The organism is Paenibacillus sp. EB106-04-04-XG159, assembly GCF_058791835.1.
The window spans coordinates 306716-320664 of the sequence record NZ_JBYTDY010000001.1; the positions used below are offsets into that span (position 1 = coordinate 306716).

Below are 13949 nucleotides of genomic sequence, written 5' to 3' on the forward strand. Positions count from 1 at the left end.
AATAAACCATGCTGCAGACGGATGTTTAGCTTCTACAATGTATGTAAACTGGAAATTATGAGTAGATATACAAAGCTCTATAATGGGAGAGGAGAGCAAGGATGAACGCAAATACTTCAACTAGCGGAAAGGCTTCCGTCTTTAGTTTGTTCCGCAATCGCTTTGTGCAAGCAATTATGCTTTCTGGTTTATTTATGCATCTTGGCATCTGGATTCGCAACTTTGCTGTGCTGCTTTATGTAACGGAAATGACGAAGGGTAACTCTTATGCTGTGTCCATGGTCTATGTCGCGGAGTTCGCACCGATATTTGTGTTCTCCTTCATCGGCGGAACGTTCGCCGATCGCTGGCGTCCAAGGCTTACTATGATCTGGTGTGAGGTACTCAGTGCGCTATCCGTATTTGCGGTACTCTTTACGATCATGCTGGGGTCATGGCAAGCCGTGTTCTTTACGACTTTTATTTCAGCTATCCTCTCACAGTTCTCTCAACCTTCAGCCATGAAGCTGTTTAAACAGCATGTGCCGGAAGATATGCTGCAAGCGAGTATGTCCATCTTTCAGACGATGGGTGCCTTGTTTATGTTGATCGGCCCTGGGATCGGTACACTCTTATTTCAGTTGTATGGCATAACGACGTCTCTCGTCATAACGGGAATTGCCTTCCTCTTATCAGCAGTAGCTCTTCGCTTGCTTCCTGCAGATCCAGCTCAATCGGAGAGAAAGACTACGGAATCAACGGTACGTAAAGAGTTGGCCGCTGGATTTCGATATGTCATGCAGAGCAAGCTTCTTAAGCCGCTTGGCGGCTGTTTTGCGATGGCGGGCTTGGCAGTCGGCCTCATCCAACCGATGGGAATATTTCTTGTTACAGAAAGGCTGTTATTGGATAAATCTTATCTGAGCGTGCTATTGATGGTAAATGGAGTCGCTATGCTGATTGGCGGTGGTATTGCTATGATTCTGTCGCGTAAGCTTCCGCCACAACACATGCTTGCACTAGGAATGATAATGAGTTGTATGACCATGCTGGTAGTGGCCTTCTCCGACAAGCTGTGGATTATTTTGATTGCTCAATTTTTAAATGGCTTGGTTATGCCGAGTCTTCAGATTGGGATCAACACCTTGATATTGAAGAATACAGAGTCCTCGTTCATCGGGCGGGTAAATGGAATACTGAATCCGATGTTTATAGGAGCTATGGTTGTATCGATGTCTATATCGGGCATTATTAAGGAGGCATCTTCACTTGCAGTGCTGTACGAGGTTGCATCTGCATTCTTCTTGCTAGGTCTCCTTATAATTATTCCGTTGCTGCGAATGGGCAATAAAGATGTACCGATTGAAGCGAAACAGGCAGTAGGTGCGGAGTAGGCATCGAACGATTTCTGTCTATCTGAGGAGGACGAAGTGAGTAGAAGACCATTGACTTTTGCGTACAGCGTGCACATAATAAGAATCAATATATATGACAGGTTGAACCAACATTGATGACGAGAACAGGTGCGCTGCGTGTAGCCTTCAGAGAGTCGACGGCAGGTGAGAGTCGATGGCAAGTGTAAGCTGCATATCCTCTCCGAGATGCCGAGCGGAATGTCCGTTTCATGCGGATGCTGTAAGCACGGCCGGCCTCCTCCGTTAACAGGAGTGCGCTTAGACAGCGCAGCCGAGAGCTGCAGGAGCTGATGCTGCTGTGGAATAAGGGTGGTACCGCGAGTTCAGACTCGTCCCTTTTAGGGACGGGTCTTTTTGCTGTTCAATAACGGCTGATCTGAGGCAACATAGGCAAACAATGCTTCAAGAAGGAAAGCGAGGATGTTGACATGGGAACGACGAATGTGACGATGGAAGATATCATTAGAGCGCACCACGTATTGAAGGAAGTTATTGTGAAGACACCGCTGCAGCGAGATCCGATCTTATCTGCGCGCTATGATTGCAACGTGTATTTGAAGCGGGAGGATCTGCAGGTTGTGCGTTCCTTTAAGATTCGCGGCGCGTATAACAAGATTCGCCATCTGTCCGAAGATGAATGGAGTCGCGGAATCATCTGTGCGAGTGCGGGCAATCATGCGCAAGGGGTGGCTTTTTCCTGCAAAGCCCTGGAGATTCAAGGCACGATCGTGATGCCAAGCACAACACCGAGCCAGAAGGTGACCCAGGTTAAGCGATTCGGAGGTTCCTTTGTCAAGGTAGTGCTGACAGGTGACAATTATGACGATGCGTTTGATGCTGCGATGAAGCTTATGGAGGAACAAGGCTTGACCTTTATCCATCCGTTCGATGATCCTTATATAGTCGCAGGCAATGGAATAGTTGGCATGGAAATCATGGAATCTTTGGACACACGTGCAGATTACGTATTCGTTACGATCGGCGGCGGCGGTTTGGCAGCGGGCGTTGGAACTTATGTCAAGACGGTTAGTCCTGGTACTCGTGTTATCGGTGTAGAGCCAAGCGGAGCTGCTTCCATGACCGCTTCCCTTGCGAAGAAAGAAGTCATTACGCTGGAGAAGATCGATAAGTTCGTGGATGGCGCGGCTGTAAAGCGTGTCGGACAATTGCCGTACGAGATCTGTCAGAACGTATTGGATGACGTTATTCACGTACCCGAAGGGAAGGCGTGCACAACCATATTGCAGCTTTATAATGAAAATGCAATTGTCGTAGAACCTGCAGGTGCACTTCCTGTTGCTGCGCTTGATCTGTATCGCGATCATATTCGTGGCAAAAATGTCGTCTGCGTCATTAGCGGCGGCAACAATGACATCGATCGCATGCAGGAGATTAAAGAGCGTTCGCTTATTTATGAAGGCTTGCTGCACTACTTTACAGTTAACTTCCCGCAGCGCGCTGGCGCATTGCGCGAATTTTTGCAGGATGTTCTTGGGCCGGAAGACGATATTACGCGTTTCGATTATAATAAGAAGCATAACAAAGATAACGGAGCGGCCTTGGTTGGCATTGAGCTGAAGCATCCGGAAGATTACAACGGACTTATTCAACGAATGAAGAAGAAAGGCCTGGAGTTCATTGAATTGAATAAGGACGCCGTATTGTTCAATCTTCTTGTTTAGATCGAGCTAGGTTCGGTACTGCTCTTGGACAGCATTTGCAGGGTATATTTTCGTATGAAACATTGTTCTAGCGGTAGACCATGTCTGAGGAGGCGATCATGATGAACGACTTGCAGCGAATTGAAGAGGAACGTCAACAAGCACTGTTAGACAGGGAAATGATGAACCGATGGGACACGCAGCTGACCAGGCTTTCGCAAGAGAAAGAGACAGCTAAGGCAGAGTGCAACCGCTTGGAAGAGTGGTGGCGGCAGGAGCAGCATGATGTAGATCGTTTGAAGACAAGGTCGCTTGCGAATATGTTCTTTACGTTAACAGGTCAGAAGGACTCTCGCCTGTCGAAGGAAGCTGAGGAAGCGCTCCGAGCCAAAGAACGATACGAACAGGCGCTGGCTGCTCTGAAGGAAATGGATGCCGAGATCGGCCAGTTGATGGTGAAGCGGAACGCCGCCGGTCAGTGGCAATCGAGGCTTCAGCAGGCCAATGATCGCAAGGTGCAGCTTATTCGCGACCTCAGTCCGGAAGCGGCGGCTGAGATGGATGATCTGTCTGCTGCTAAATCCAGCTTGCTTCGTGAACGCAAGGAGCTGGATGAGGCCATTCATGCGGGGAAGCGAGCGCTTGCTGCTCTGAATCGAGCAGAGGACTTGTTTGAATCTGCTGATAGTTGGAGTACCCTCGATCTATTTGGAGGTGGAATGATCTCGACTCATATGAAGCATGAGCGATTCGATGATGCGCAGGCAGAGGTTCAAAAGTCCAACTCCTGCATACGTACTTTTCAACGGGAATTGAAGGATGTAAGTGCGCACATGCAATCAACAGACCTAGTCGACATAAGCGGTGGTTTGAAGATGGCAGATTACTTCTTTGACGGATTAATCTCGGATTGGCTTGTAATGGGGAAGATCGATGATTCCTTGTCAGCGGTGCGGAACGGGAAGAGACAGATTTCTACCGTGGTCTCGAAGCTGGAGACGGCTGGCAGCAACGCAAATCAGCGCATGAATGAGTTAGATCAGCGTTATAATGAAATATTGCGTCAATGGTGATACTTGCTGGCCTCGTTGTGAGGTCAGCAGTTGAACTGTTTTGGCGTTACCGTTATATTTATGTATAAGTGTCAATGGGAAAGAAAGGTTGAGATTATGGAAAACACAAATACAGCCAACAACTTTATACGCCAAATCGTAATGGATGACCTGAAGGAAGGTCGAGTGAACGAGGTCGCTACTCGATTCCCGCCAGAGCCTAACGGTTACTTGCATATCGGGCATGCCAAGTCGATCTGCTTGAACTTTGAGATTGCGCGCGAATTCAAGGGTCGCGCTAATTTGCGTTTTGATGATACGAATCCTTTGAAAGAGGATCAGGAGTATGTCGACGCGATCAAGCATGACGTAGAATGGCTCGGCTTTAATTGGAACGAGCTGCGTTTCGCATCGGATTATTTTGACGAGATGTATGATCGCGCAGTGCTGCTTATTAAGAAGGGACTTGCATATGTCGACGATCAATCAGCTGATGAGATCCGTGCTACTCGCGGTACATTGACTGAGCCTGGTTCAAACAGTCCTCACCGTGAACGTACTATTGATGAAAATATGGACTTATTCGAGCGTATGCGCAAAGGTGAATTTGCCAATGGTGAGAAGGTACTTCGCGCTAAGATCGACATGAGCTCGCCAAACATTAACCTGCGTGATCCGGTTATTTACCGTATTTCACATACAACTCACCATAATACAGGTGACAAATGGTGCATCTATCCGATGTATGCCTTTGCCCATCCGCTTGAAGATGCGATTGAGGGCATTACGCATTCTCTGTGCTCGCTGGAATTTGAAGATCAGCGTCCATTCTACGATTGGGTTGTGCGAGAGTGTGAGATGAGCAGCACGCCGCATCAATATGAATTTGGTCGTCTTAACATGACAAACACGGTAATGAGCAAGCGCAAGCTAAAGCTGCTTGTGGATGAAGGTGTTGTTGATGGTTGGGATGATCCACGCATGCCTACGATTGCAGGACTGCGTCGTCGCGGCTTCACGCCGGAATCCATTCGCACATTCTGCCGTGAGATCGGTGTAACGAAGAGCAACGGGATCATAGACTCGAAGTATCTGGACTTCTTCATTCGCGAGGACCTGAAGCTGAAGGCGCCGCGCACGATGGGCATATTAAAGCCGCTTAAAGTAGTCATTACCAACTACCCAGAGGGGCAAGTGGAATGGCTGGATGCGGAGATCAATCCAGAGGTTGAGGAGATGGGCGTACGCCAGATTCCATTTTCCCGTGAGATCTATATCGAGCAGGACGACTTCATGGAGAATCCACCAAGCAAGTACTTCCGTCTGTTCCCGGGCAATGAAGTGCGCCTGAAGCATGCTTACTTTATCAAGTGTGAGGAAGTTATTAAGGATGAGAACGGTGAAGTAGTGGAGATTCACTGTACGTATGACCCTGAAACGAAGTCAGGCTCAGGCTTTACAGGCCGTAAAGTAAAAGGAACGATTCACTGGGTGGAAGCGACTCAAGCGATCCCTGCGGAGTTCCGTTTATACGAACCGCTTATCCTGGATGAAGAGGAAGAAGAGGAGACTGAAGGAGAATCCGGAAGCTTCTTGGATCATATCAATCCGAATTCGCTCGTCGTTGAACAAGGCTTTGTCGAACCGAATATGAAGGACGTTGCAGCTCATGATAAGTTTCAATTTTTCCGTCACGGTTATTTCAACGTAGATCCTAAAGAGTCTACTGAGGCGAAGCCTGTATTTAATCTGATCGTATCGTTAAAGAGCTCGTTTGTGCTGCCGAAAGCATAAGGTAAGTTCAGAGCATACTCAACATACGAGATGAATGGAGGCGAACGGAATGGAGAACAAAGTCATTCTGCTGCAATCGGACCGAATCGGCGCGGAAGCGGATGGGTTGGGTGCAACCGTGCTGGAAACCTTTCTGACGGTACTGAAGAGCGAAGGCCATAGACCCGCTGCGATCTTCTGTATGAACCGCGGGGTGCTGGCATTAACGCCGCAATCCCTATCTTCATTGAAGCTGGCAGAGCTGGCCGAAGCTGGTGTGCCGGTATTGGCTTGCAAGACGTGCGTAGACCACTATGGAATCTTAGAGCAGCTGAGCTGTGGTGAAATTTCAGGTATGGCGACGTTCGTGGAGCTTGCAGCGAAGCATGAGGTCATTACCATCGGATAAGCAATACTCTACGCGAGACGTAAACTCTGAATTGACGCAGCCAATTAGGCTGTCATTATGAATGAATAGGCATACGGCCTGTGATACTGCATGCTCCTATTGGAGCTGTAGGTCACGGGCCTTTTTTACAGAGATTATTCGGCTGTTCCTGATGTTAGAATACCAGTTAACATGATAGCGGCTTGAACGTATATCCCTTAGATGTAATGAGCTATAGCATGTCTCTTCTGGTGAGCATTTGTCTATTATCCCCTTCGCTCAGAAGGCAACTGAGCAACAGTAAAGTAAATATCACCTGTTACCTGTAGAGCCTTGCATGGAAGAACAGTATATTGCACTTTATTAGCGCGCAGTGAGCCATGTATGTGTGTCTCAGAGAGCATTGGCCTAATATCCCCTTCGCTCAGAAGGCAGCTGAGCAACAGTGAAGTAAATATCACCTGTTACCTGTAGAGCCTTGCGTTGAAGAACAGTATATTGCACTTTATTAAAGCACTGTGAGCCATGCCATATGTGTCTCGGAGAGTGTTGGTCTAATATCCCCTTCGCTCAGGAGATATTGATGGTGCTATTTTTAAATTTAGATGATAAGTCTATGAAAGTAGCCCAAGTAAAGATGCAGAGAAACCGACAACGCAATGAATCATTGTTGCGAATGATAAATATATAATCTTCTCATGTCCAGAGGCATGAAAAGAGAATACGATTAATGAATTGTGTTGTATTTATCCATGGCATAAACACTACGTTAATTGATGACCTATGCAGCCAAGTCTATAGAGGAGGTCGGTATGTGCCTGGAAACGAAACCGAAGTGTGTAGACATAGTTAAGCTGATTAATCGTTCCCATGCAGAATAACTACCGTTCAGTGCATTAAAACGGAAACAGAACTCATCCAGATAGTTCTGCAGATACTTTGGTCCGATTCCGTGGAAAGTGTTGATCATCCATCTGCGAGCTTTCATAAACACCTTTTTTAAGTAGTGAAATTGTTTTGTTCTAAAGGGCTGCTGGATAATTGTGATGCATGAGATGTCTGTGCACGTGTGAAGATCAATGAAATGACTGCAAGCAATATTGCGTAAGGATCTTCCATAAAGATGTTATCGGCTAACGGTCTTTACCTTGAGGTTAGTGATCTGTTCATGTGAAGAGATAGATGCTGCGACAATAAGCGGACGCTCATTAGGACGAAGTTCATACGACGTACGATAAAGAGGCTTGGCATGATAATCTACAACTCCTTGAATAATACCTTCAAGAGGCTGCTCGACATCAGCAGCGCTTATGACAGATCGGATCTTATGTAGAATCGACCAAGCAGTCTTATAAGTAACTTGAATAATTGAGCTAAGCTGAACCGCATTAATGTTGACGTCATGCTGAGACATCAGCCAGATGGCTGTGATCCACTTCTTCAATGAAGTGCGGCTATTCTCCATGATGGTACCAGCAGTGAGTGAAGTTTGATGACGACAAGCATAGCATTCGTACAGAGGAAGCCGCCGTGAATTAATGACATAGGCATGTGAATGATGGCAACGTGGACATTGGAATCCAGACGACCATTTCATATCATAAAGAAAAGAAATGCAAGATTGTTCATCTAAAAAGTAATGAGATAACTCCTCGATTGTATTCCAACATTTCAACTTCTCCATCGGAATTCCCACCCCACACCGAATATATGTTCTAGTCATATGAAAATTATACCAAACAAATGTTCGTTATTCAACTAATAAATGTTAAAATCACGACATATGATTGAACTATTGCGGAGAGCGGAAAAGTTAAACGACCTGAGCGAAAGGGAGAATAGTGAGACGGTCTACGGGAGGATATACATACAAGCAAGGCAATGTATTCGACAACAGGAGAAGGAGTACTGAGCAGTTCGAATCCTGAGCGAAAGGGAGAATAGTGAGATGGTCTGCGGGAGGGTATATATACAAGCGGAGGCGATGTATTCGACAACAGGAGAAGGAGTACGGAGCAATTCGAATCCTGAGTGAGAGGGAGAGTAGTGAGACGGTCCGCGGGAGGGTATACAATTTCTCTTAAGCACATATGAATAATTGAATGCTCAGTTTTGTGCGCGGGAGGTAATCTTATGGGAGTCAGATTCCTGAAGGCGGCGGTTGTTTATTTTTTGATAGGCGTGTTGGCTGGGCTCGTTATGGGGTCTATGAAGGCGTTTGAGTATACTTCAATGCACGCGCATATTAACTTGATTGGGTGGGTGTCGCTTGCACTGAGTGGATTGATCTACATTAAGTTTCCGAAGGCAGGGGAGAGCTCGCTTGGGGCAGTACATTTTTGGCTGCACAATGTCGGTCTGCCGGTCTTCGCAGCAGGACTTGCTCTGGAAGTGAATGAAGTGGCCGTTGCTGTGCCGATGTTAATCGGTGGAGGCTTGCTGATTGTATTAGCAGCTCTGACGCTGCTTGTGAATGTATGGAAGAATGTCTCGTCATGATATCTATGAGAGAAGGGTAGTCTGCTGGTGATGCAGGCGCCCTTTTTCTCTTTCATAAATGAAAATACTGTATCACAACAGCGGTTGAGACGGACAATTCTACAACTTCGAACAAGCGTCTCTGCTTGTAGAGCAAGGCCGGTGTAATTTTCAAGCCAGTAGATAGGACAGCGCATTGTGGTGTAGAGCCTTCTTTATTTCACCGCCTAAAATATCGGATTTGGACTATGCACACAGAGGGTGCTAAAAAATGCATATGATAATAAAGCACGATAGTGACTTAAATGATAGCGCTTTAATAAGTGGATATGGAATTATTTCTTTGTCCACGTATAAGCTAACTTTTCTGTGATTCGTATAGGGAAGCATGGAAAGAAACACGATATAAGTACTCCATTTATGGAAAGGGAGAGAAAGGATAAGGGTTAAAGCGTTGTAACACCTTACTTAAAGAATTGGGTTATTATTATGGCGTGATGGGAGGAATGGCAACGATGCAGCAACATGAACAGCATAAACCACCGAATGAGCCTGAATCCAGCGATTCATCACCAGATTTGAACTTGTTCGTTCGGATTATTCGTGCAAGTAAACGACATACAAGACTGCTGGTGCTGATCGGTACGGTACTCCTCTTGCTTGGGGCGGGAACAGGATGGTTCGTTTCACGCACACTAAATGATAACCTGCTGCCATCAGGATTTCGTGTAATGGGGATTCAAGCAGGCGGATTAGATGTCGAACATGCGGAGCAATTAATACATAAACAAATCAATCGCTGGGAGAATACTAATGTTAGCTTTGTACCGGATCGAACAGATGACTCTTTAGAGTCACTTGTGGAACATATGTTTACTCTGAAGGGATTAGGCGTTACATTTGTGACGGATGAAGCAGATACGGTGCTTCAAGAATGGGAGCAGGGCGGTTTCTGGACAAAGCTGCGGCTGCAGCGCGAGCTCAAGAACGCGAATATTGATGTACGGTACGAAGTAGATGAATCTGTGATGGCTAATACGGTTATTGATACTTACGGTGAGCTTGTGAATCGGACTCCGAAGGACGCTAAGGTCAATTACAAGAATCCGCTGAAACCTGTATATAAGGATGAAGTAGATGGCATAGAGCTAGATGAGCATAAGTTGGTGCAACAGTTAAAGAGTGCTATAGATGAGCAGGTGCTTAAAGAATCGACTGTTTCCAAAAAGTCTGACCAATTGATGCTATTGGATGAAGAATTGGAGCCAGAGACACTAACTCTTCGCATGCCGTTGGTGACACTTCCTGCTAAACTAACTCTCGAAACGCTTCAACAGCGTCAACCAGATGGGTTGCTGGCGGAATATACGACAACTATCACTGACGTGGGCGAAGGACATTATCATAACATTAAATCTAGCGCGAGTGTTCTGGATAACTGGGTGCTTTCGCCGGGACAAAGTATTCGCTATGATGACGTTGTAAACCATACGAGTGATCAATATGGGTTGCAGATGGCACCGGTAATTGAAAGGGGCAAGCTAGTAAACGGGCTTGGAGGCGGCTTGTGCCAGACTTCGACTACGATGTATAATGCGGCGCTCCTCAGCGGGCTTGATATTGTCGAACGTCATGCGCATTCACTCCCAGTGAGTTATGTTCCGCTCGGATTAGACGCCACGTATTCTGAGAATGGCCCCGACTTAGTCGTAAGCAACAATACGGAAGGCGATATTGTATGGAAGACGCAAGTGACTGATGATAAGATCACTGTGCAAGTATACGGCCAGCAGGAACCGGGTGTAACCTATGAAACGGAAACGCGCACGATTAAGGAAATGAATCCTGTATCCATGTATGAATTGAAGGAAGTATCAACTGATCTGCAGACGCATGTCATTCAGCAAGGGAAGAAGGGATATGTGGTAGAGACGTATCGCATCAAGCGTAAGGATGGCTACGTCGTATCGCGCGAGAAGATGCGTACCTCCACCTATCGATCGCAGCCTGAGCGAATGACCGCCCCCGATGGTGTGGGTGTGCATCCTGTGCATAAACCAAACATGCCGTAGCGATAAGCTACGGCATGTTCTATGTAAGCTATGAGATTTACAGTGCTCTCTTTGCTCCTACATATGTTTTCTTGGCCCAACTGGAGCCTAAGTTCGAGATAGTAACACAGTTGGCGGATCCGGTTGCGGCGTTAATATATTGATCGTTACCAAGCGAGATGCCGACATGAGTGATGCCATTTCCACTTTCAGAGAAGAAGACTAGATCGCCCTTCTGCGGATTGCTAAGGTTTGGTCCAAGTGACTTGTACATCTGCTGAGCTGTTCGAGGCAGGTCGATGCCATGCTTGTTGAACACATAGCCGACGTATCCTGAACAATCAAATCCGCTTGGCGACATGCCGCCCCATACATATGGTACGCCTAAATAGCTCTTCGCAGTATTAATGATCTTATCCGCCATCGTTGATTGATAGCTGTTGCTAGGTGCGGGTGCTTTGGGTGCGTATCGATCGATTGAAGGCAATGTTTTCGATAAGCTAGGATCCCAAGTGTAATCCAATCCGAGAGTGTCGATCAAGAAACGCATCGAAATGTATGTATTATCTTGATAAGACCATGGTGAGTCAGGCATTACAACAGATTCCCCATTCACTTCAGCCATCTTATCGTCTGTTCGGAATGTAATGGATGTATCTTTATTTTGTATAGTAATTTCCACGCGTCCGTTGCCAATAGAGCGCCAATCGAGAGAGTAGTTCATCTGCTCAGCGAATGGACGGATGGGAACATACATATTCGTTCCGCTCTCTAGAATGGGTACGCTGGAATTAAAGTTAAGTTGTTGTTGATTAACCGTCATAGTAACATTCTTCGCTCCGGCATCAGCGTAGGCTTTCATGTCGTGCCCGCCGTCTGTCAGGAGCATGCATCCCAAAACTGCTCCAGTAATGAGTGCAGTTCGTATTGCAAATTTCAAAAAATCTCCTCCTCTAAGCTGTTGGTTTTTGTTAGTCTGGCGAGTAAAATTATGTACAGTAGCTGTTGTTAGCGGTATCACACTTGCAGCCATAAGAATTACAAATCTTCTTCTACATTAGGTTGAACGATTATTACAGATTTGTAATCTCTCTTCGCTTATTTTCTTACAAAATTGTAACCGTGTCAAACTCATAACCTACTTTTCTGGTATCTAATTTCTGGTATATTAATAATATTAATATCCACAATAGAAAATGTCATTGTGATAGATGCTGATTCACCTTGTTATACATATAGTTATGGATTCGTAAAAAGTAGGATGTTATAGATACGTTGTCAGACTCAGAAAGAAGAGGAGGCATAGATTGTGAGTGAGGTGCGCGAGCTATATGAACGATATTTTAAGCATAAGCTGTTCTTGAAGCTCATTGTAATCTATTCTTTTATTGCTGTGCTGTCGCTAATTGCGTTAGCTGCGTTCACGTATCTATATTTTGCTCGTCAGATAGCTAATGACGTCACGATGGAGCAGCAGCGATCAATTAATGACATGAACCATTATTTCGATCAGAAGGTTGAAACGACACAGGCAATCATGCAGCAGTTGTATCAGGAGAGCGCCTTGCTTAATGATACGATTTATTTATTGGAGCATGGGTATGAAAGCTTTATAAAGTATCGATTAGATTCTTATAGCGAAAGTAATAGTACATATATTCGTAACTTTCATCAATTCTACAGCATTCAGTTCTGGAAAGATGCAGATATGAGAAATATTACGCTGTTCAGCACGAAGCAGAATTTATCGTATATTTATCATAATGGAGGCTACTCGGGCAAACTGTTGGATTGGAGATTAGGTAAGATCGAGAATCCCGAGCTGATCAAGGAACGATTCATAGGTATGAAGCCTATTGTAGAGTCGGAGGCTGATAAGCCACCCTCTTATCGAGATCTTGTCTCCGTCGTTATGCAGCTCAACAATCCGCAGACACTTGCCAATGTTGGAGCGATCGGTGTGGACTATACGTTCGATGATCTTGATGAGCTCGTAGAGTCAGAGGACACCTTGACACAGATTGCTGTTATCGATTCTACGGGGAGAATCGTATATACCTCGTCTACATGGGATCCCAGCTGGTATCATAATGGGAGTCAAATATTTGCCAAGATGGTGCCTAATGAAACGGAATTGATCCAAATACCTGGCAGTGGGGAAGCGCATGTAACTGTATCGAGTTCCAATAAGCTTGGTCTTACAGCTGTAGCGCTGCTTCCGGCGCGAGATGCGGATGCTAGGCTGCTGGGTCTACGCAATACGATCATCATTGTAACCGTTATCTGTATTATCGCCGTGGTCGCTGTGTCGTATATTTCGGTTAGTCAGGTGTCACGACGTATTCAACGTATTATCCGCGCTATGAGAAAGGTGCAGGCTGGCAATCTGAACACCAGGGTGTCCGATGAACATAAAGATGAAGTAGGGCTTATAGCAGACAGCTTCAACCGAATGGTGGAAGAGCTGAAACAGCACATCGACCGGGTATACAAGTCTGAGCTGAAGCAGAAGAATGCGGAGCTGGTGGCGCTACAGTCGCAGATCAAACCTCATTTTCTATACAATACGCTAGAGGTCATACGAATGAGGGCTGTCTCGAAAGGCGCTCATGATGTTGGCGAGATGATCTACAATCTGGCTTCCATCTTTAAGCACATGGTAAAGGATAAGAGCGTGATTCCATTGGAGGAAGAGATTCAGAATTGCAAGCGCTATCTCGAATTGACGCGCATACGCTATCAAGACAAGCTGCAGTATTCCGTTTCCATGGACTCTGGCATCGGGGGATACTCGATTATGAAACTGTCTGTGCAGCCAGTGATTGAAAATTATTTGATTCACGGACTGAGCCTGGAGCGGAAGGATAACCTTGTGAAGATTGCAGCGAAACGTGAAGGAGAGGTGCTCGTGATCGAAGTAGCCGACAATGGAAAAGGAATTGCTGCTGACCGTTTGAAGGAAATACAGCATCGCTTGCTGCAGTCAGAATGGAATGATCACGGTTCATTAGGCTTACAAAATGTTCATAACCGTCTACGCATCTTATACGGTGAAGAAGCCGGTGTAAGTATCGAGAGTATAGCCGAGTGTGGAACAGTCGTCACTTTGCGCGTTCCATTGCTTGCATTGCAGAACTCATCCTATTAGTTAG

At 45.9% G+C, this 13949-nt stretch carries 9 protein-coding genes, 1 pseudogene and 1 other annotated feature; of the genes and pseudogenes, 8 read left to right on the forward strand and 2 right to left on the reverse strand.

The genetic code is table 11. From position 1 onward, the window contains the following. The first annotated feature begins 101 nt into the window (after positions 1-101). From AC3WTP_RS01390 to AC3WTP_RS01410, 5 genes are all read left to right on the forward strand, one after another. On the forward strand, positions 102-1373 hold the full coding sequence (locus AC3WTP_RS01390) for an MFS transporter (protein WP_492392787.1): 1272 nt from the start codon (positions 102-104) through the stop codon (positions 1371-1373). 107 nt (positions 1374-1480) lie between these two features. Further along, positions 1481-1734 (forward strand) — a binding site (T-box leader). An 88-nt stretch (positions 1735-1822) separates the two neighbouring features. Continuing rightward, complete coding sequence (ilvA, locus tag AC3WTP_RS01395) at positions 1823-3076, forward strand: threonine ammonia-lyase IlvA (protein WP_492392788.1); 1254 nt, start codon at positions 1823-1825, stop codon at positions 3074-3076. Between the two features lie 98 nt (positions 3077-3174). Beyond that, positions 3175-4128 carry a hypothetical protein gene (locus tag AC3WTP_RS01400; RefSeq protein WP_492392789.1) on the forward strand — a complete coding sequence of 318 codons (954 nt, stop codon included), beginning with the start codon at positions 3175-3177 and terminating at the stop codon, positions 4126-4128. 96 nt (positions 4129-4224) lie between these two features. Further along, on the forward strand, positions 4225-5901 hold the full coding sequence (locus AC3WTP_RS01405; protein WP_492392790.1) for a glutamine--tRNA ligase/YqeY domain fusion protein: 1677 nt from the start codon (positions 4225-4227) through the stop codon (positions 5899-5901). Between the two features lie 49 nt (positions 5902-5950). Continuing rightward, on the forward strand, positions 5951-6289 hold the full coding sequence (locus AC3WTP_RS01410; protein ID WP_492392791.1) for a DsrE family protein: 339 nt from the start codon (positions 5951-5953) through the stop codon (positions 6287-6289). 760 nt (positions 6290-7049) lie between these two features. Here AC3WTP_RS01410 and AC3WTP_RS01415 read toward each other — a convergent pair. Next, positions 7050-7952, reverse strand: a pseudogene (locus AC3WTP_RS01415) (IS1595 family transposase). A gap of 449 nt (positions 7953-8401) precedes the next feature. Here AC3WTP_RS01415 and AC3WTP_RS01420 point away from each other — a divergent pair. Together AC3WTP_RS01420 and AC3WTP_RS01425 are read left to right on the forward strand one after the other, a co-directional pair. Beyond that, positions 8402-8767, forward strand: a complete 366-nt coding sequence (locus AC3WTP_RS01420) for a cytochrome-c oxidase (protein ID WP_492392792.1) — start codon at positions 8402-8404, stop codon at positions 8765-8767. 494 nt (positions 8768-9261) lie between these two features. After that, on the forward strand, positions 9262-10818 hold the full coding sequence (locus tag AC3WTP_RS01425; protein ID WP_492392793.1) for a VanW family protein: 1557 nt from the start codon (positions 9262-9264) through the stop codon (positions 10816-10818). 37 nt (positions 10819-10855) lie between these two features. On the opposite strand, the gene AC3WTP_RS01430 is transcribed toward AC3WTP_RS01425, so the two are convergent. Further along, positions 10856-11737, reverse strand: a complete 882-nt coding sequence (locus AC3WTP_RS01430) for a C40 family peptidase (protein WP_492392794.1) — start codon at positions 11735-11737, stop codon at positions 10856-10858. 369 nt (positions 11738-12106) lie between these two features. Here AC3WTP_RS01430 and AC3WTP_RS01435 point away from each other — a divergent pair, with 369 nt between their 5' ends. Then, positions 12107-13945, forward strand: a complete 1839-nt coding sequence (locus tag AC3WTP_RS01435) for a sensor histidine kinase (RefSeq protein WP_492392795.1) — start codon at positions 12107-12109, stop codon at positions 13943-13945. The last annotated feature ends 4 nt before the right edge of the window (positions 13946-13949 follow it).